Here is a 19,766-nt window from a genome sequence, read left to right on the forward strand (position 1 = left end):
AGCAGCACCAATGGTAGAGGCCCGGCAAGCGCCGTGCCACGGCCGCCCTTTGCCACATCGGCAGGGCGGCAAGAGATGGAGGGACCAGGTTGAAGTCCTGTCATCCTGAGCGGCGCGAAGGACCTATACAGAAGCTATTGTTTGATGCTAGCTTCTATATAGGTCCTTCGCGCCGCTCAGGATGACAGCGGTAGTTTCATTCAACAACCAAGCAACCACATCAAAATTTTCCTATTTTTGACGCCGGCCCGCTGACTATTGCCGGACGCTACACTTCATATGCTTCGATTTGCCCTTCTATCCTTATTCAGCGGGTTACTGCTGCTGTTAGGCCAGCCACTACCGGCATCCGCCCAGCAGAAAACACCAACTTATGCCCAGCGGCCGTTGTCGGCCAAAGTTATCCGCCAGCTGCGGGCCCGCCCCGACGCCACGCCGCTGTTTCCGAACGTGAACCGGCTGACCTATTTCCGCGACAAAAAGGCCCTGCGCGCCATTCAGCAGGCTGAAAAGCGCAAGAACTGGGCGGCGGCCCGCAACCTGCTCGAAACCTACGTGGGCCAGTTCGGCACCGAAAACTTCTACCGCGACACGGAGCTGCTGTGGCGGCTGGGCCAGCTCTGGGAGCGGGCCGGCGACGAGCAGCGGGCCCGCGCCTACTTCCGGCTGGCCCTCAAGCACCGCCGCCAGAGCCTGACCAAAGTCCAGCAGTACTACGACTCGCTCGAACAGAAGGAAACGGAGCTGTACGTGCCCCTCAAAAAGTACTACGAGCTGGTGGAGTACCGCAAGAGCATTGCCACGTTCCGGCCGCCCAAGGGCGTGTACACCAGCATGGGCGAGGCCATCAACTCCGATAAGGAGGACTACGGCCCCACGCTCAACGCCGACGCCAACCTGCTTTATTTCACCTCGAAGCGCAAAACCCGCGGCCGGCTAAAGGAAGTTTCCGACGAGGACATCTACCAGTCGCGCTACGAAAACGGGCTCTGGACCGAGGCCGAACCGTTGCCCAAACCCATCAACTCGCCCTACAACGAGGGCTCGGCCTGCATCACCAAAGACGGCAAAACGCTGTACTTTGCACGTTGCGAGTGTCCCACCTGCCAGGGCAACTGTGATTTGTACGAGGCCACGCTGCAGGACGGCAAGTGGAGCATGCCCAAAAGCCTGGGGCCTAACGTGAACTCGCCGGCCTGGGACTCGCAACCGACCCTCTCGCCGGGCGAGGACACGCTTTACTTCGCCTCCGACCGGCTCGGCGGCTTCGGGCTGTCGGACATCTGGTTTACGGTGAAAAACAAGGCCGGGCAGTGGACGCCGGCCCAGAATATGGGGCCGGTGGTAAACACCCGCGAGAGTGAGGTGAGCCCGTTTTACCACCCGCTTTACCACGTGCTCTACTTCAGCTCGCGGGGGCAGTTGCTGAACTTTGGCGACTTCGACATCTACAAAACCTACCGCACGCGGGGCCGCTGGCAGGAGCCCATCAACATCGGGCCGCTGGTGAACGGCAAGGGCTCGGAGTACTACTTCACCATCGACGCCGACTCGAAAAACCTGTACTACGCCCGTTCCGAGCAGCCGGACATGAAAAACCTGGACCTCTACTCCTTCCCGCTGCCGATGGAGGCCCAGCCTACCGCCACCACCCACGTCGAGGGCTCGCTCATCGATTCGGTGAGCCGCAAACCGCTCAACGGCCTGGTCAGCATCATCGACACCGACAACGGCATCGAGGTGGCCAGCAAGTACCTGCGCGACGACGGCTCCTTCGATTTCGACCTCATGGAGGGCTCGCACTACGTGATGCTGATTCAGAGTCCCGACTTTTTCAGCGTCGAAAAAAGCTTCGCTCTCAAGGGCGACACGGTGTTTAAGCTCATGACCAACGCCATCGACTACCAGCTGCCCATGGTGTTCCAGAACATCGAATTCGACCAGGATAAGGCCACCATCCGGCCGGCTATGCACCCCATTCTCGACCGGATTGCCACGTTTATGGTCGACCACCCCACGTTCCGGCTCAACATTGCGGGCCACACCGACAGCCGCGGCGACCTGGATTTCAACCTGAAACTGTCGCAGGACCGCGCCGAGGCTATCCGCCGCTACATCGAGCAGAAGGGCAAGCTGCCGCCCAACCGCGTGGAAAGCATGGGCTACGGCAGCGAAAAGCCCCTCAAGGAAGAAAGAACCCGCGAAGACGCCCGCACCAACCGCCGCGTGGAGTTCCGCATCGTTAAGCCCGCCGGCGACGAGGAATTCCGGGCCGACCCCGCCCCCACCGGCCAACCCGCGCCTAAACCAGCTGGCGGGGATGATGGGTGGTAGCGGTGAAATGGTGAGGTGGTGAAATGGTGAGTTGACGTTTCGGGAGCCTGATTGCGCCGCTTGCGCCGACAGGACTGTTGAACATCAACTCACCATTTCACCACCTCACCATTTCACCTTTACCACTTCAACTCCTGCACCTCGTTGCCGCTACGAAACAGGAAGCTTTCCTTCTGCTTGCCCGCGGTGAGGTTGACGAGGTTCATCTGATCGGGGAATACGTTGAGCAGCAGGCCCTGGCGGAGCGTGACGCGGGTGGCCGTGGCCGGTAGCGGGGCCGTGAAGAACAGCCAGTGCGAGTCGGTTTCCTTTTGCAGGCCCACCAGCGTGAGCGGCAGCGGCCGGCCGGGCTGGGCGCTGAGCTGCACTTCGCGCCGCAACAAATTCAGCAGCAGCGGGTCGAGCTGGGCGCGGGTGAGGCGGTCGATGACGTGGGGCGCGGGCTGGCCCTGGGAAAGCGCGTTTTCCAGGTCGTCGGTGAAGACTTTGAGGGCTATTTCGAGCCGCTGCTTGTCGGGGTTGAAGCGCACCTCCATCAGGCTGGCATGGTAGGTGTGCGCCCAGGCCGCGAGGCTGACAAGGAGCAGAAGCGGCAGGATTCGGAGGAGTTTGGGCATTTTTTTTTCCAGAGGGATTTCCCGCAGAGGGACGCAGAGGTCAAACCGCAGAGGCCCGCAGAGCTGTTCCGGAACGACTCCGCGAACCTCTGCGAAAACCTCTGCGCTCCTCTGCGGGAAAGATACGGCGCAAGAAAAAGCCGTGCCACCTAAACAGGCAGCACGGCTTTTTTAATTCACAGCAACCACTTCACTTAGTGCCCGAAGGCTTTGATGAGCGGATTGATAATGAGCGTGAAGGCCATCAGACCCAGGATAATCATCATGCCCACTTTCTGGGCGTTTTCCATGAAGGCGTCGGAGGGCTTGCGGCCAGCTACCATTTCGTAGAGCAGGAACACCACATGGCCGCCGTCGAGGGCCGGGATGGGCAGCAGGTTCATGAAGGCCAGCACCATCGAGAGCAGGCCCGTGAGCGTCCAGAACCGGAGCCAGTCCCAGGTGCCGCCGTACTGCTGGGCAATTTCAATCGGCCCGCCCACCGACTTGCGGAACGAAGCCTCACCGCGGAAAATCTTGCCGAACGCCTTCATCTGGGTCGTTACGACGCCAAAGGCCTGCTTGGTGCCTACTGGCACGGCTTCCAGCAGCCCGTAGTTGCGGGTTTCAAACTTGAGCAGCGACTTGGGCAGGAAACCGATTTTGCCGTCGTCGTCCACGTTCACGTTCAGGGCTACGGGCTGACCGGCGCGCTCCACGCGCACGGCTATCGGCTTGCCGGCCTGGTCTTTCAGGGCTTTCTGCAGCTCGGGAAAGAAACGGATGGCGGTGCTGCCCACGGTCAGGATACGGTCCTGGGGCTGCAGGCCGGCTTTGGCGGCCGGGCTGCCGGGCACTACCCGGTCCACCACAAACGGGTCGAGGGGCTGCACGAAACGCTCTTCGCCCTGCTCGGAGAGACGGTCCATAAAGTTGTCGGGCACGGGCACGTCCACCAGCTGGCCGGCGCGGTCGACGGTGTAGTAGGCGCTGGAGCCCAGAATCACGTCGGGGCTGTACACGTCGCTGAAATCGTCGAAGGGGCGGCCGTTGATTTTCACGATTTTGTCGCCCTCACGGAAGCCCATTTCCTTGCCCAGCTCGCTCGGCACGATGCCGTAGCGGACCTCCGAAGCCGGCAAATAGCTCTGGCCGTAGTTGAAGGTGAGCAGCGTGAAAATGACGATGCCGGTTATCACGTTCATAATAATGCCGCCCAGCATTACAATCAGGCGCTGCCAGGCCGGCTTCGAGCGGAACTCGTCGGGGGCGGGCTCGGCGGCGAGGCTGGCCGCGTCCTGGGTTTCATCGACCATGCCGTGGATGGCCACGTAGCCGCCCAGCGGGAACCAGCCCAAGCCGTACTCCGTCTCGCCGATTTTCTTTTTGAACAGGGCGAAGTTCATCACCCCCGGCAGTGGGAACAGGAAGTCGAAGAAGATGTAAAACTTATCGACCCGGATTTTAAAGTATTTGGCGGCCGCAAAGTGTCCGAACTCGTGCAGGCCAACTAGCAGCGAAAGGCCCAGCAGCAGGTTGCCGGCCATGATTAATCCTTCCAAAAGAGCGGGGTGATTTAGGTGATGAGGTGAAAGGTGATGGGGCGGAGAGGCTGGCCGGCCCGCCTGTCATCCTGAGCGGAGCGAAGGACCTATAAAGAAGGTATTATCAGATATTACCTTCTTTATAGGTCCTTCGCTCCGCTCAGGATGACAAGTAGTTCTATCTATCCATGGCCCAACAAACAACGCGCCGCGGCCTGTGGTTCGCCGGGTTCCGGCCAGCCTGTCAGGCGCGAAGAGTTGGGAGTAGTTCGGTGGCCACGCGGCGCGTTTCCTGGTCGGTGGCTACGTAGTCGGCCAGGGTTGGAGCGGCAAGGTACGAAACCCGCGCGAGGCTGGTTTCTACCACGTCCGACATCTGCAGGAAGCCGATTTCATCGCGCAGAAAGGCGGCTACGGCTATTTCGTTGGCGGCGTTGAGAATGCAGGGCGCGTTGCCGCCGCGGCGCATGGCCTCGAAAGCCAGCCCCAGGTTGCGGAAAGCGGTGGTATCAGCCGGCTCGAACGTGAGTTGCGGATAATCCAGAAAGTTGAAGCGCGGGAAGTCGTTGGGCAGCCGTTGCGGGTAGCCCAGCGCGTACTGAATGGGCAGCTTCATGTCGGGCAGGCCGAGTTGGGCCTTGAGCGAGCCATCCTCGAACTGCACCAGCGAGTGGACGATGCTTTGCGGATGCACAATGACTTCCACCTGCTCGTCGCGCAGGCCGAACAGCCATTTGGCTTCGATGACTTCGAGGCCCTTGTTCATGAGCGAGGCCGAGTCGATGGTGATTTTGGCGCCCATGTCCCAGTTGGGGTGCTTGAGGGCCTGGGCGCGGGTTACCTGGGCCAGCTGCGCGCGGCTCCGGCCCCGGAACGGCCCGCCCGAGGCCGTGAGGATGATTTTCTCAATCGGGTTCTGCTCCTCCCCCACCAGGCACTGGAAAATGGCCGAGTGCTCCGAATCGACGGGCAGCAGCTTCACGTTGTGCTCGCGCACCAGCTCGGTTATCAGCTGGCCGGCCACTACCAGGGTTTCCTTGTTGGCCAGCGCAATATCGTGGCCGGCTTTGATGGCGGCCACCGTGGGCAGCAGCCCGGCGTAGCCCACCATGGCCGTCAGCACCACGTCGGTAGCGGGCCGGCCGGCTACTTCGGCCAGGGCGTCGGCCCCCGCCAGCACCTCCGTTTCGGGCTGACTGGCCAGTGCCTCGCGCACCTGGGCGTAGCGGCTTTCGTCGCCAATAACCACGGCGGCGGGCCGGAACTCGCGGGCCTGGGCCACCAGCAACTCGGCATTCGACTGGGCCGACAGCGCCGACACGACGAACCGGCCGGGCTGGGCGCGGAGCACGTCGAGAGCCTGGGTACCAATAGAGCCGGTGGAGCCGAGCAGGGCGACGCGCTTGGGGGTTTGGGGGGACATGGGGCGGGATTGGATTCGGACAACCCACCTGTCATCCTGAGCGGAGCGAAGGACCTATACAGAAGCTAACTTCTGAGATTAGTATTGCTGTATAGGTCCTTCGCTCCGCTCAGCATGACAGGCGGGTTCAGCAAAACTACGGCTTCCGGCGGCTTATCGGCTTCGGGTTAACCTCCGCGGCCCAAAAGCGCGTACTTTGGGCTTCCACCAGCCTTTCTCCCGCCGTGAGCACCTCCGCCGCCCCCGATTCTGCCGCCTTCGATAAAGCCCGCACCGGCCTCTGGGCCAGCCTGCAGAAGCACCTGGCTTCCATCTACGCCGCCGAAACCGACTACCGCGCCGCCACCCGCTTCACCGACACGTTTCCGTTTTCGGCCTCCGCCGCCACGCCCCAGCAGCTGCTCGACTATCAGCACCAACGGGCGGTCCTGCGCGACCTGTTCGTGGACGAAACCACCCAGCTCGATACGCTGGTAAAAGCCATCCGCGCCAAAGGTTACGCCGAGTCCGACCAGAAGCTGCTGCTGCTCATGCTACTGGGCTACCTCGATCTGGCCGAAACCGTTTTCGCCCTGCTCGACACCCACCGCCCCAGCCAGCTCGAACCCGACGAGGAACTCGACGAAGCCCGCGGCCGCTTCGAGCGTATCCGCAACTTCATCCGCCTCAACATCCGGGGTGTAGCGGGCCTGCTGAAGGGTATTTAGTAAACGTCATTCAGAGCGAAGCGAAGAATCTCGCGTGCTATTGTTGGGACTGCTAACTCAACGTCAGCACGCGAGATTCTTTGCTTCGCTCTGAAGGACGTTCAGCTGACCGCTAAAACCTGCACTGATTTTCCGTTGAAGCTCACCGATTCGCCGGCCCGCTTACCGCCCAGGGCGGCGGCTACCGGCGCGGCGGCCGATACGGCGAAGTAATCGGTGCCATCGAGCGGGAGCTTGCCGGCGCTGATGCCGAGGTAGAACCAGCCCATCGAGGTGTGTACCAGCGCGCCGGGGCGCACAGCGTCGCAGGGCAGCTCGGGGTTGATGCGCTGGATTTCGGCCAGCAGTTGGCGGGCCTGCTGGAGCTGCACCAGGTTTCGGTCGCGCTCATTCTGGGCCATGGCGCGGCCGGTTTCGTACTTGTCGCCGGCGCTGCTCTTGGTTTCGGAGTTGGCCGATTCCTGAGCCGCGTTGATGGCCGCCTGGATGGCGGCCAGCCGCTCGTGCACGTAGGCCAGGCACAGGGCGTGCAGGCGGGGTTTGATTAGCTGGTTTGAGCTTGCCATAGAAGTTGGGGAGTGTCGTTCGGGCCGCTGCAAAGCTGCTGTTTTTCTGCCAGGTCGGCCGCGCGGGCTTTTTCTGCCGGCCCCACAGCAGCCCTGCCCCCAAACCCGACAATAACCGCCTTTGCGGCCCCTGCGTTAGGAAACAACGAACCTAACCAACCTTTTCACGCATGGCAAACGCACCCAAAACGGCCCTGATTACGGGCGGCACCAGCGGCATCGGCCGCGAGCTGGCCAACTGCTTCGCCCAGGATAAGTACAACCTCATCATCGTGGCCCGCAGCCAGCAGGAACTCGACCAGACAGCCCAGGAAATCAGGCAGCAGCACGGCGTCGAGGTCCTGACTATTGCCAAAGACCTGTTTTAGCCCCGGGCCCCGTTCGAGGTCTACGACGAAATAAAGGCGCAGGGCCGGCAGGTAGATGTGCTGGTCAACGACGCCGGCCAGGGTCAGTACGGCACCTTCGATACCACCGACATCGAGCGGGAGCTGGCCATTATTCAGCTCAACATCGGGGCCTGCGTGGTGTTCACCAAGCTGTATCTGCGCGAGATGCTGGCCCGCGACGAAGGCAAAATTCTGCTCGTGGGCAGCATTGCCGGCGAGCTGCCGGGGCCGTTGCAGGCCGTTTACCACGGCACCAAGGCCTTCGTCAACTCCTTCGCCGAGTCGATTCAGGAAGAAAACAAGGACCGCAACGTCACCATCACGGCCCTGCTGCCGGGCCTGACCGACACCGACTTCTTCGACAAAGCCGACATGACCCGCGCCAAGAACGTGGTGGAGAAAAGCGGCATGGCCGAGCCGGCCGACGTGGCCAAAGATGGCTACCAGGCCCTGATGAACGGCGAAAACCGGGTCATCTCCGGCCTCATGAACAAAGTGCAGGTATCGGCCAGCAACGTCATCCCCAACGAGCTGGTGGCCGCTAACGTCCACAGTCAGAGCAAGCCCGTTGATGGCGACGAAAGTGCCAAATAGCGGGCCGGGCCGATGCGGCGCGGACGGTTAATGTTCCCGAATGCATTCCGACATGCCTGGGATGCCCTTCTACATCCTTCGGAACCGTTTCCATACCCCTCGAATGCGTTTCCACACCCTTCGGATGCATTTCCGCAGTCCTCGAATGCACTTCCACATCCTTCGAAACCGTTTCCACACCCTCCGGAACCGTTTCCCCACCCTTCGGATGCGTTTCCACACCCCTCGGATTCGTTTTCACATGCCTCGAATGCCTTTCGACATCCTTCGGATGCGTTTCCACATGCCTCGGATGCGTTGGGAGGCGGGTCGAGGGGCAGATAAATGGCTGGAGCGGAGCGCGGGGGGCAGCTAAAAAAAGCCGGGCTTCCGCGCGTGCGGAAGCCCGGCTTACGGGCGCAACCGGCCGGCGGCCCCTTATCGGTTGTCAGCCTTGACAACGGGTAGGGCTTTACGGGGCAGTTTCTGGTCGCGCATGGCGGCCTGGTACACGAACGAGGCTACTACCACGGCGGCCTGCTTGAGGTCGTCGGCGGGCAGACGCTCGTAGGTGTCCATGTTGGTGTGGTGGGTGCGGGTGCCGTAATCGAGCGGGTCCTGGATGAACTGGAAGCCCGGCAGGCCCACCGCGTCGAAGGCCAGGTGGTCGGTGCCGCCGGTGTTGCGCAGCGTGACGGTGGTGGCGCCCATATCGGCGAAGGGCTTCAGCCAATCGGCAAAAATGGGGGCGGCGGCCTCGTTGCCCTGGGCGTAGATGCCGCGGATTTTACCGGCGCCGTTGTCGAGGTTGAAGTAAGCGGCCAGCTTCTCGTGGGCTGGCAGCAGCTTCATGGTGGCGGGGTCGGCGAAGTGGTTTTTCACGTAGTTGCGCGAGCCGAACAGGCCCTGCTCCTCCTCGCCCCAGAGCGCGATGCGGATGGTGCGGCGCGGCTGCACACCGGCGGCTTTCAGCAGGCGCACGGCTTCCATCATCACGGCCACGCCGGCCGCGTTGTCGGTGGCCCCGGTGGCGGCATGCCACGAGTCGATGTGGGCGCCGAGCATCACTACTTCACTCTTGAGCTTGCGGTCGGTGCCGGCAATTTCGGCCACCACGTTGTAGCCCTTCAGGTCCTGGTCCTGGAAGCGGGTGCGGGTTTCCATCTCCACTTCCACCGGCAGGCCGGCATCGGCGAGGCGGATGAGGCGGAGCAGGTCTTCGGGGGCCATTTCTATTTCGGGCAGCACGGGCTTGGCGTCGGCGGCGTAGGGGGCGCCGTTGGAGGTAAAGAACGTGCCATCGGAGCCGCCGCGGGTGCTCAGGATGGCGGCGGCGCCTTCGGCCTGCACCATGTCGAGCAGCTTGGTGCGCAGGGCGAACATAGCGCGACGGTTTTTCAGCTGCTCATCGGCCTTGGGGTCGGCGGGCCGGGGCGCAGCGTTGGGGGCGGGCAATTGGTAGTCGGCCATTTTCTGCAGCTCCTCGGCCGTGTAGCGCCTGGCGTCGGGCTCGAAGGAGGGCGTAGGCGGGTTGGCCACGTCGAGCAGCACGATTTTGTCGCGCAGCTGGCCCTGGTACTTCGCCAGGTCGGCTTCGGAAGCGGCGCGCACCACCATCACCCGCTTTTTCAGCGCGCCGTTGGTGCCGGGCGTCCAGGCCTTGGGGGCCCCGATGAGGGCGTGGTAGTAGGGCGCCGTCATGGCCAGGTACGACTTATCGATGTTCCAGCCACGGCCGAACGTGCCCCAGGGCTCGATGCTGGCCTTGGTCAGACCCCAATCGGCGAGCTGCTTGCGGCTCCACTCGTTGGCGCGGGCCAGGCCCTCGGAGCCAGCCAGGCGCGGGCCGCTCACATCGGTCAGGTAAAAGGCTGTTTCCATCACTTTGGAGCGGTTCAGGCCTTCGTCTTTAATCTTGGCGAGCATGGCCGGGTCGGCCTTGGTGCCGCCCGACTGGGCCAGCGCGGGGGCGGAAAAGGCCAGCGAGCCGGCCAGCACGAGGAAGCGGAAAGTGTGCATCATATGAAATGAGGGAGAGGATGGACTGCCACCGGGGCAGCCCAAATACCCCGAAATGGCCTTCCGGTTGCATCCGGCACCAGCCAATCGGCCAGGCATCTCGCTTTCGCCCCGGCTTTGCGCCCCATCAGCAGCCGCGCCCATCTTCTGCCAGCCTAACCCCGGCAAGGCCCTGCTCGTCTAAAGGGGTTCACCCTTACACGCGACTGAATGAGCCTCTGGCAGATTATTCAACGCCTTTTCCCGTACGTGCGGCCCTACCGCGGGCTGGTGCTGGGCACGCTGCTGCTCACGCTGGTTGGCTCGCTGGCGGCGCAGGTCAACCCGTTCGTGCTGCGCTACACCGTGGACACGGTGCAGGGGCTGCTCAACCAGAACAAGGGCCTGGCGCAGGGCATGGATTTGCTGCTGCTGGTGAGCGGGCTGCTGCTGGGCAAGGAAATCATCTACACCTTCATCCAGTTCGGGCAACGGTATTTCGGCGAGAAAATCCGCATCAGCGTGTCGGGCAGCCTGATGCACGAGGCGGTGCAGCGGGTGGTGGGCTACCAGCTGGGCTTTTATGCCGACACCGGCAACCAGACCGGCAAGCTCCAGACCCGCATCGATCGGGGCGTGGAAAGCCTGATGAAGCTGGTGCAGAACTTCTTTATTGATATTCTGCCGCTGTTTGCCAACTCGGTGGTGGCGCTGGTGGTGATGTTTGCGGCCAACCTGTACGTGGGGCTGGTGGCGGTGGCGGTGCTGCCGGTGTACTTCTGGCTGAGCTTCCGGCAGGCCGACCGCCTCAATGGCACCCGCCGGGCGTTGCGGGGCCTGCGCGAGGCGCGCAGCCAGGGCCTGGTCAATTTGATTGATTCGGCGGTGGTTATCAAGAGCTTCGTGCGCGAAGACTACGAGGCCACCAAGCAGAACCAGCTGCAGGACGATTTGCAGGCCGCCCAGCTCCAGACGCGCCGCATCAGCTTCCGCTACGACGGCCTGAAAACCTTCACCGAGCAGATTGGCGTGGTGCTCATCATCGTGCTCACGGCCTACCTCGTGCTCGATGGGCAAATCAGCATCGGGGCCATCATGTTCCACATCCTGCTGTTCAACAACGTGTCGGCGCCCATCCGGCAGCTGCACCGCATCTACGACGAGATGAACGATGCTCTCACCTACTCCGAGGGCTTCTTCGACATTCTGGATGCCCGCAACGCCGTGGAGCCCACCGGCCAGCTCCGGCCCGACCACCTGCGCGGCACCTTCGACATCTGCCACGTTGATTTCACTTACCCCAGCGGCACCCAGGCCCTGCACGATGTGTGCCTGACGATTGAGGCCGGCAAAACCACCGCCCTGGTGGGCCTGAGCGGGGCTGGCAAGAGCACCATCATCAACCTGCTCTGCAAGTTCTACGCCCCCGACCGCGGCCAGATGCTGCTCGACGGCCAGCCGCTGGCCGACTACGACACCCACGCGCTACGCCGGCAAATCGGACTGGTGCTGCAGAAAAACCACATTTTCAAGGGCACTATTGAGGAGAACATCCGCTACGGCGTGATGGACGCCACCCTCGACCAGATAAAGCAGGCGGCCCGGCAGGCCTACCTACACGAGCAGATTATGGAGCTGCCCAAGGGCTACCAGAGTGATGCCCAGCAACTCTCGGGCGGGCAGCAGCAGCGCATCGCCATTGCCCGGCTGTTTCTCAAAGACCCGCCCATCATCTTCCTCGACGAGCCCACCGCCTCGCTCGATGCCATTGCCACCGAGCAAATCAAGAACTCGCTCGACGCCATCAAGCAGGGCCGCACCGTGGTCATCATCTCCCACAGCCTGGCCCAGATTGTCGATGCCGACTGCATTTACGTGATGAAGCAGGGCCGCATGGTGGAAAGTGGCACCCACGAGCACCTCTACGACCTGCGCGGCACCTACCGCGAAATTTTCGACGCCTCGGCCCGCAGCCTCAACATCGAAAAGCTGGCCCGCGTGCTGGTGGACGACGGCGACGAGGTGAGCGACACGGCGGGGTAGCCGGGCAGTAACGCGAACTTTGCAGTTCGCGACCCGGAACGGCAACAATAAGCGAGCGGCGCGAAAAATGGATTCATGCTATCGGGTTATTCATAGCCGCGAACTACAAAGTTCGCGTTACTACCCTAACGTATCCGGCCAGTATGTGTAGGGCCATTGTTCCCAACTTTCGGCCAGGCCGGCTTTCACCGGGTTATTTACCACGTAGGCAACTACGCGCTGCATCTCTTCACCGCTGCGCACGATATGATCGTAGGTTTCGCGCTGCCAGAACTGCCCGGTTCGGTTCAGCAGCTTATTGGCTTGCAGCGCCGTGTAGCCCTTGAGGCGTTGCAGCGTATCAGCCAGCAAAGGCGCATCTTCTGCCAAGGAAACAACAGCATGCACGTGGTTAGGCATAATGCAGTAGCAAACCAGGTGGTATGCTTTCCCATGAAAATGGCGTAGCGAAGCAGCTACCAATTCGGCTACGGCCGGCTCGCGTAGCCACACCGGCCCCTGGGCTGCGCCGTCCAATAGCGTATCGAAGCGGCCGAAATACCGGCGCTGCTGGGCGTAAGTCAGCTCGGCGCTATCTGCTTCGCTGCTCCGAAACTGATTCTGCAATCGGGCTACTACGCTGCTGGGCAGAGAGCCAGCCAGGCGGAACGTCAAGAACAGATCAGAGCCCGGTGGCAGACGGTGCGGAAGGTTGCGCTCATAATACAGCGGCTGTCTCATACAATTAAGATAGGACAGCAATGTGAACTTTGTAAGCGCCGACGAACGACCGACACCGGGCTAATAGAGCGATAGTAGCGCGAACTTTGTAGTTCGCGACCCCGAACGATCGGCACCGGGCAAAATCGAATTCCTGCTACCCGCTACCCGGTCGTTCCGGGTCGCGAACTACAAAGTTCGCGCTACTACCGCTCTATTAGTTCACCATGACCCTTGACCTCACCGGTATTACTACTAAAGCCGCCATTCACCAGCTGTTCAAGGAGCAGCTGGGCTTTGAGGAATGGTATGGCCCGAGCTGGGACGCTTTCTGGGATTCCATAGTAGCCATCGTGGAAATGCCGCTGGTACTCACGCTCACCAACTGGCAGGAATTCGCCCAACATTGCCCCCACGACATGCAGATTCTGCGGCAGGTAATGCAGGACTACGCCGAGGAAATGGCTCCTAAGCGTATCGTGCTGGCGTAGCACGCGGGCATCATTTGCTTTCTGGTGGGCCGATTGGTGGTTTCGGCTGTTGTAGCCCCTCCCGCCGCGGGTGCGGTGGGGAAACTTATCTGAATCTGAAACCTAAAAACATGAACTACCGTGCTTTAGTAGTTGGTGCCAGCGGCATCATCGGCAGCAACCTGGCCCGCGAGCTGCTGGCCCACGACTGGCCCACCTACGGCCTCTCCCGCTCGCCCCGCCCTGACGACGTGCCCGGTCTGCAGCCCGTAGCCGCCGACCTGCTCGACCCTGCCAGCCTGCAAACGGCCCTCGCCGGCCTCGCTCCCACCCACGTATTCATCACCACCTGGATGCGCCAGGACACCGAGGCCGAGAACATCCGCGTTAATGCCCTGATGGTGCGCAACCTGCTCGACGCGCTGGCCCCGCAACAATCGGTGCAGCATGTGGCGCTGGTTACCGGCCTCAAGCACTACCTGGGGCCGTTCGAGGCCTACGTGAACGGGGGCACTCCGCCGCCCACGCCCCTGCGCGAGGAGCAGCCGCGCCTGCCGCTCGACAACTTTTACTACGCCCAGGAAGACGAGGTGTACGCCGCCGCTGCCCGCAACGGGTTTACGTGGAGCGTCCACCGGCCCCATACCATCATCGGCAAGGCCGTGGGCAACCTCATGAACCTGGGCACCACGCTGGCCGTGTACGCCTCCATCTGCCGCGAAACCGGCCGCCCCTTCCGCTGGCCCGGCTCGGAAGCCCAGTGGAATGGCCTCTCCGACGTAACTGATGCCCGCATCATCGCCCAACAGCTGCGCTGGGCCGCTACCGCCGAAACGGCCCGCAACGAAGCCTTCAACATCGTGAACGGCGACGTATTCCGCTGGAGCTGGCTGTGGCCCCGCCTGGCCGCCTGGTTTGGGGTGGAAGGCGTGGGGTTCGATGGCACTATTCACCCATTGGAAGCCGAGATGAGCGCCGACGCCCCCGTATGGCGCGCAATAGCCGACCGCCACCACCTCGCCGAGGCCGACCTCAGCCGCCTGGCTTCGCCCTGGCACACCGACCTCGACCTGGGCCGCCCCATTGAGGTGATGACCGACATGAGCAAGAGCCGCCGACACGGTTTCCTGGCCTACCAGACCACCGAAGACTCGTTCTTCGACCTGTTCGCCCAGCTCCGCACCGACCGCCTGATTCCGTAGGTGAGAAGTGAGATATGAGAGCTGAGATATGAGAGCTGAGAAATGAGTCCCTGATACATTTGGAGTACTACATATCACGGTCTTCTTTCTCACTTCTCATATCTCAGTTCTCATATCTCAGTTCTCATATCTCACTTCTCATATCTCACTTCTCATAACTCAGTTCTCATATCTCGGTTCTCATATCTCGGTTCTCATATCTCACTTCTCATAACTCAGTTCTCAAAGCGGCTGCCAGGGCTGGGGGCCGCCGAAAATGCGCCGCAGGGTGTAACGTGTGGCTTCTTTGTGGCTGAGCTGCCGGCTCCAGGTTACGCGCCGGGCGGGCTGCGCGCCAGGGCCACGGCTCCTGTATTCGGCGTAGCGGGCGGTTTTCTCATTTTCCGGATTTTTCCAGTTGTCCCAGCCGGCGGGGCGGATGTGCGGGCCCAGCTCGCAGCGCAGGTAGGCCACGCTGGCGGCGGGTCGCCAGGGCCGCCCCAACGACACGTTGGTGGCCAGCGCCGAATCGGCCGACAGCCGGCAATCCAGGAAAACGAAGCCGTAGGGCTGCTCCGGGGGCGTGGAGGCGGCCGTGATGTGCGAGTTCTTCTTGCTGACAATGGTGCACCGGTCGAATACGGCCGTGCTGGCGCCGAAAATAAAGTCGGTGGTGCCTTCGATGTGGCAGTTGATAAAGTACTGCCGGGTGTGGGCGCTGGCCAGAAACAGCGTATCCTGGTCGCCAACAATGCGGCAGTTACGGAACGTGGCGCGGTCGGCCTCGATGTGCAGGGCTACGGCCTGGCCGGCGGTGCGACCCGCCGTGTTGCGGAACGTGAGGTTTTCGGCCCGAAAGTCGTTGCCCTGTACCAGCACCGAGTGCGACGAGTACGTATCGATGCCGTTGGCGCCGCTGTGGTCGTCGTAGGTGATAATCGTCTGGTCGCGGTCTTCGCCAATAAGCGTGACGAGGGTTTTGCGCACCGGTATCACCAGCTTTTCGCGGTATACGCCCTTCTTGATGCGGATGACGGCAGACGCGGCCGAGTGGTCGGGCACCGCATCTACGGCGGCCTGCACCGTGCGGAAGTCGCCGGAGCCATCCGGGGCCACTACCAGCCCGGCAACCGGGCGGGCCGCTGCCAGCAGGGCCAGCAACAGCAGACATACAGTCAGCAGGGCAGTTTTCATCGTGCTAGTCTTGGGTGGGGTCCCAACCGCGCAACACCACGGGCAGCGTGTACTGGCGGGCTTCGGCGGCGCTTAGCTGGCGGCTCCAGGGCACGCGCCGGGCCGGGGCGGCGCCGGGGCCGCGGCTCTGGTACTCGGCGTAGCGGGCAGTTTGCTGGTTGCTTTCGTTGCCCCAGGGGTCCCAGCCGGCGGGCGCTATCTGCGGGCCCAGCTCGCAGCCGATAAACACGGTTTTGGCGTATGGGCGCCAGGGTCGGCCCAGGTAAACGCTACCGGCGGGCGCGCTGCCGATAATTTTGCACTGGTTGAACACGTAGCCGTAGCGGGTGCTGTCGGGCGTGGAAGCGGCCGTGATGAAGCCCTTGGTTTTGCAGAAAATAATGCAGCCTTCGAACCACGCCGTGCTGCTGCCAAAGATGAAATCAACGGTGCCCTCGATGTAGCAGTTCTCGTAGTACTGGCGGCTGCCGTAGCCGTAGGTGTAGAGCGTGTCCTGAAAGCCCAGAAAGCGGCAGTTTTTAAACCGGGTCCGGTCGCCGGCCACCCACAGGGCCACCGCCTGCCCCACGGGCCCCGAGGAGTTCTGGAACGTAAGGTTTTCGGCCGTGAAGTCGGCGCCGTAGAGGTAGCAGCTGGCCGAGCCGGAGGTGCCCTTGTCTTCGCCGAAAATGTTCTTTTTCTGGTTGTAGTCGTCGTAGGTGAGAATGGTTTTCTCGCGGTCCTCGCCCATCAGCTTCACGAAGTTCTTCGAGCCGGCCAGCAGCAGCTTCTCCTTGTAAATACCGTTTTTGATGAAGATAGTGGTGACTTTCTTGCGGAAATCGGGCACGGCGTTGAAGGCCTCCTGCACTGTGCGGAACTGCCCGCTGCCATCCTGGGCCACCACAAAATCATAGGCCGGAGCCGGGACTGCCTTGGCTTGGCCCGGTAGCAGCCCGGCCAGTAACAGCAGCCAAAAAAGGTAGCAGCCAAAACCCGGGGCCAGGCTTCTGGGCGGCGTTGCTTTAAAGGATTGGATCATGGCAGGCAGGCAGGAAAACAGAACAGCGGCAATCAGCTGGCGGGACGGCCGGAATATGCCCTGACTTTTCTGGCACCGCCCCCGACGCCCATATTACCGCGCCAGACCGGCATATAACAGTAATGGCCGCGTTATTTTGCCGCAAACGATACCGGGAACGTTGCCGCCTTCGGCCATGAGCTTTCGCCACTCCGGCCACCTACCTTTGTCGGTATTTCGGTTTTGGCAGTTCCAAAGCCGCCCTCTCCCCTGCTGCCGCTCATGAACCGGTTTTTAGCTTTCTCCACATTCCTGCTGACGCTGGTCCCTGGCTGGGCCAGCCATGCCCAGGGCCCCTCCCCGCTCCTGGCACGCACCATTCAACTGCCCGCCGAGCTGGCCGAGCGCGAAAATCAGTTCTCCGGCCTCTGCACCTACCGCGGCCAATTGCTGCTGCTCTCCGAAAGCCGCCTCCAGGAGCAAGCCGAAGCCAAAGTGTACAGCCTGACCCTCTCCGACCTTGACCAGCAACTCGCCGGTCGGCCCGTGCAATTGCCCTTCCGCAGATACGCCATCCGGGGCCTCGATAGAGCCAGAGCGCGGATTGACGCTGGCAGCCCCATTTACGAAGGACTGGAAGGCCTGACGGTGCTGCGCGACACGGCCTATTTCTCCATCGAAACCGTAACGGCAGCGGCCAACTGCTACTTGGTGCGGGGCGTGCTGGATGAGGCCCGAAATGTCATTCAGCTCGACAGCAGCTACCTGGTGGCCCTGCCCAAGCCGCTGCTGCCCGATGGCACCCACGCCTACAATGCGGGTTTCGAGGCGCTGGCCACCTACCGCCACCGCGAGCTGCTGGCCCTGTTCGAGTACAACTACCTGCCCCGCGGCAACGCGGCCGTAGCTCTGCGCAGCGGCCGGCAGCGGCCCGTGGCCCTGCCCCCGTTGCCCTTCCGCGTAACCGATCTGGAGCCCGCCGGTGGCCGGCGCTTCACGGCCATCAACTATTTCTTCAATGGCGCTTCCGATGCCGTGTACCGCATGGCCCCGCCCGACCCCAACACCCGCCTGATTCAGGACAGCGCCGGCCGCTACCAGAACTACTCTCGCCTCATCAGCCTCCGCTACAAGCGCCACCGCCTCAGCTGGAAGCCGCTGCTGACGCTGCCCGCCGAATATCAAACCTACAACTGGGAAGGGCTGGCCGCCTACAAGCGCGGCTTTTTCCTCATCAACGACAAGTACGGCCCCTCGGGTAAGTCGACGCTGCTGTACCTGCGGCGGCGGTAGGCTTAGTGATGCCTTAGTGTTTTATGTTACGCTTTCCGTTTGGCTTTACTTATGGCGAGAGAAACTGCCCGCTTTTTACAGCAGTATTACCCTTTTTTGGTCCTGGGGCCAGGGTTATTTTATTCCTGGCCTATCGGACTCAGGTTTGATTTGCAGATGGAGGGTGCTGCTTCGGATGAGGCCTATTTTGCAGAAGTGCTGCGCCGTGCTTCCGTAATATTTGAGGCAGTGTTTGCACCCGACGATGAAGTGCTGGTAGTAGTACAGCGCCAACGCTGGAAGGGTCGGTTCCGACGTTGGCGGTTTCGGGCAAATCACTTTGTGCTCCGCCAATTGAAATCGTCCAAACAGGAAGCAGAGTTCCAATGGTTGGCTAACCGTACCCGCTTCGCTGATACTCGCCAACTCATCCGATTCACGGTGCAACGCACGGCCGCGCATATTCCGTACCGGCAGATTCTGCAAGCCATTAGTCATCAGTATTTTCCTCCCCGCCGCCCGCAATTGAGTGATGATGTGTTCTTCATCAATCTACGATCTAAGTTAATTTTGCACATGTACGATGATCGGGGACTGGATGTCATCAGCCCCGACGTTGAAACCCTACGCCCGCTTTATGTTGAGCTGCAGCCGCTTCTGCTGGATTACGACCGGGAACAGATGGCCGCTACATTTGCTTGAACAGCTGAATTAGCTGCTGTTATGCAGCAGTTGCGCGAGAGCTAGAGAAGCTACTACGCTATTTATAAGCGCCGTATGTGGAATACGCGGGTGGCTGGCATCTGCCTGGGACACTTCAGCTCCCATTTATGAAACCAATCCTACTCTACCTAGTCTTACTGCTGACCACCACATCAGCCCTGGCCCAGCAGCGCATCGTGGCTGGGCGCGTCACCGACCGTTCAACCGGGCGGCCGCTTCAGGGGTGTGTTGTTTTGCAGCTCGGCACTACCAATGGCGTCAGCACCGGGGCCAATGGCGCTTTTTCGTTGTCGGTCGCTCCAGCCGCATCCGATACGCTGAGCTTGGTGGTTTCCATGATTGGCTATTTAAGCCAGCGGCGCCAGGTACAGTTCTACGACAGCGCTAATTTCGGACTGTCACCAGCCAGTAAGGAGCTCTGTGATTTATCAATTAACTGGGGTTCCGAGGCCGGATTGCTCTCCGGCACGCGCTACGCACCTGTTGGAGCCTTCGTCCGGGTGTATCACAGCAGGTACATACCATTGGTTTCCCAGCTACAAGCCAGCTACCAGACCAATCTCCATAGAAACAGCGCTGCTTTCGTTCAGGTTGGCTTACCCACCCTGCGCCCTAGTTATGGGCTGACGCTCAATGAACAGCTGAGCTACCAGTGGCTGCGGGCCGCGCCCCGAAATATGCGTTTTCAATCCTACTCGGCCAATGTTAGAGCGAGTGTCTATCGCCTCGGCCCGGTCCGAGTGCCCGGTTTAATTGTAGGCGGCGGCTACGCGAACCTGAGAGAATCGCGCAACGGCGAACAGGTAGAAATCACCGGATTTGGCTACACAGTTGGTTTACAACACGCAGTCCCTTACCCGATTGGTTTGTGGGTGAACGTGACGGCCACGCGCTGGTCCGGCTACTGGCAGCTACAAGGCAGCGCCAAACGCAGTTTGTTCGGCAGGTTTGGCGCTGGAATCAACTACAATCAGTTCCGGAAGTATCGGGAAGTTTCCTTCGCTCTGTTCCGTTATTTCTATTAACCTCAGAGTTACCCCAAAACCAAACGCCC

General features: G+C 61.5%; 16 protein-coding genes and 1 pseudogene. 9 read left to right on the forward strand and 8 right to left on the reverse strand.

Annotation, left to right across the window (positions count from 1 at the left end; genetic code table 11):
- Window positions 1-387 precede the first annotated feature (387 nt).
- Window positions 388-2,334, forward strand: a complete 1,947-nt coding sequence (locus H145_RS20565; RefSeq protein WP_019947714.1) for an OmpA family protein — start codon at window positions 388-390, stop codon at window positions 2,332-2,334.
- Window positions 2,335-2,453: 119 nt separating this feature from the next.
- Here H145_RS20565 and H145_RS0108495 read toward each other — a convergent pair whose 3' ends face one another.
- From H145_RS0108495 to H145_RS0108510, 3 genes are all read right to left on the reverse strand, one after another.
- Window positions 2,454-2,951, reverse strand: coding sequence for a DUF6702 family protein (locus H145_RS0108495; protein ID WP_157541383.1), 498 nt, complete (start codon window positions 2,949-2,951; stop codon window positions 2,454-2,456).
- A 194-nt stretch (window positions 2,952-3,145) separates the two neighbouring features.
- Window positions 3,146-4,492, reverse strand: a complete 1,347-nt coding sequence (gene rseP / locus H145_RS0108505) for an RIP metalloprotease RseP (protein WP_026351368.1) — start codon at window positions 4,490-4,492, stop codon at window positions 3,146-3,148.
- 226 nt (window positions 4,493-4,718) lie between these two features.
- A complete protein-coding gene (locus H145_RS0108510) occupies window positions 4,719-5,897 on the reverse strand; it encodes a 1-deoxy-D-xylulose-5-phosphate reductoisomerase (protein ID WP_019947718.1) in 1,179 nt (392 codons plus the stop codon).
- Window positions 5,898-6,121: 224 nt separating this feature from the next.
- Between H145_RS0108510 and H145_RS24070 the strand changes: the two genes are divergently transcribed.
- Complete coding sequence (locus H145_RS24070) at window positions 6,122-6,604, forward strand: hypothetical protein (protein ID WP_019947719.1); 483 nt, start codon at window positions 6,122-6,124, stop codon at window positions 6,602-6,604.
- A gap of 101 nt (window positions 6,605-6,705) precedes the next feature.
- On the opposite strand, the gene H145_RS0108520 is transcribed toward H145_RS24070, so the two are convergent.
- The gene (locus H145_RS0108520) at window positions 6,706-7,170 is read right to left on the reverse strand and encodes a hypothetical protein (RefSeq protein WP_019947720.1); all 465 of its coding nucleotides are present in this window, start codon (window positions 7,168-7,170) and stop codon (window positions 6,706-6,708) included.
- A gap of 170 nt (window positions 7,171-7,340) precedes the next feature.
- Between H145_RS0108520 and H145_RS22240 the strand changes: the two are divergent.
- Window positions 7,341-8,153 (forward strand): annotated as a pseudogene (locus H145_RS22240) (SDR family NAD(P)-dependent oxidoreductase).
- 417 nt (window positions 8,154-8,570) lie between these two features.
- Here H145_RS22240 and H145_RS0108530 read toward each other — a convergent pair.
- A complete protein-coding gene (locus H145_RS0108530; protein ID WP_019947723.1) occupies window positions 8,571-10,154 on the reverse strand; it encodes a M28 family metallopeptidase in 1,584 nt (527 codons plus the stop codon).
- A 207-nt stretch (window positions 10,155-10,361) separates the two neighbouring features.
- Between H145_RS0108530 and H145_RS0108535 the strand changes: the two genes are divergently transcribed.
- Window positions 10,362-12,173 carry an ABC transporter ATP-binding protein gene (locus H145_RS0108535; protein ID WP_019947724.1) on the forward strand — a complete coding sequence of 604 codons (1,812 nt, stop codon included), beginning with the start codon at window positions 10,362-10,364 and terminating at the stop codon, window positions 12,171-12,173.
- Window positions 12,174-12,293: 120 nt separating this feature from the next.
- On the opposite strand, the gene H145_RS23250 is transcribed toward H145_RS0108535, so the two are convergent.
- Window positions 12,294-12,893: an REP-associated tyrosine transposase gene (locus tag H145_RS23250; protein WP_033426044.1), complete on the reverse strand. Its 600-nt coding sequence runs from the start codon at window positions 12,891-12,893 to the stop codon at window positions 12,294-12,296.
- 206 nt (window positions 12,894-13,099) lie between these two features.
- Between H145_RS23250 and H145_RS20580 the strand changes: the two genes are divergently transcribed.
- Window positions 13,100-13,363: a barstar family protein gene (locus H145_RS20580; RefSeq protein ID WP_019947726.1), complete on the forward strand. Its 264-nt coding sequence runs from the start codon at window positions 13,100-13,102 to the stop codon at window positions 13,361-13,363.
- 110 nt (window positions 13,364-13,473) lie between these two features.
- Window positions 13,474-14,544: an SDR family oxidoreductase gene (locus H145_RS0108550; RefSeq protein WP_019947727.1), complete on the forward strand. Its 1,071-nt coding sequence runs from the start codon at window positions 13,474-13,476 to the stop codon at window positions 14,542-14,544.
- A 222-nt stretch (window positions 14,545-14,766) separates the two neighbouring features.
- Here H145_RS0108550 and H145_RS0108555 read toward each other — a convergent pair whose 3' ends face one another.
- Window positions 14,767-15,717, reverse strand: coding sequence for a pectinesterase family protein (locus H145_RS0108555; RefSeq protein WP_026351369.1), 951 nt, complete (start codon window positions 15,715-15,717; stop codon window positions 14,767-14,769).
- A 4-nt stretch (window positions 15,718-15,721) separates the two neighbouring features.
- Entirely contained in the window at window positions 15,722-16,738 is a 1,017-nt protein-coding gene (locus H145_RS0108560) for a pectinesterase family protein (protein WP_019947729.1), read from the reverse strand.
- A 261-nt stretch (window positions 16,739-16,999) separates the two neighbouring features.
- Between H145_RS0108560 and H145_RS0108565 the strand changes: the two genes are divergently transcribed.
- From H145_RS0108565 to H145_RS0108575, 3 genes are all read left to right on the forward strand, one after another.
- Window positions 17,000-18,010 carry a hypothetical protein gene (locus tag H145_RS0108565; protein ID WP_019947730.1) on the forward strand — a complete coding sequence of 337 codons (1,011 nt, stop codon included), beginning with the start codon at window positions 17,000-17,002 and terminating at the stop codon, window positions 18,008-18,010.
- Window positions 18,011-18,061: 51 nt separating this feature from the next.
- Window positions 18,062-18,691, forward strand: coding sequence for a DUF3885 domain-containing protein (locus tag H145_RS0108570; protein ID WP_019947731.1), 630 nt, complete (start codon window positions 18,062-18,064; stop codon window positions 18,689-18,691).
- A 128-nt stretch (window positions 18,692-18,819) separates the two neighbouring features.
- On the forward strand, window positions 18,820-19,737 hold the full coding sequence (locus tag H145_RS0108575; protein ID WP_019947732.1) for a carboxypeptidase-like regulatory domain-containing protein: 918 nt from the start codon (window positions 18,820-18,822) through the stop codon (window positions 19,735-19,737).
- Window positions 19,738-19,766 lie beyond the last annotated feature (29 nt).

The organism is Hymenobacter aerophilus DSM 13606 (genome assembly GCF_000382225.1).
GTDB classification, from domain to species: Bacteria; Bacteroidota; Bacteroidia; order Cytophagales; family Hymenobacteraceae; genus Hymenobacter; species Hymenobacter aerophilus.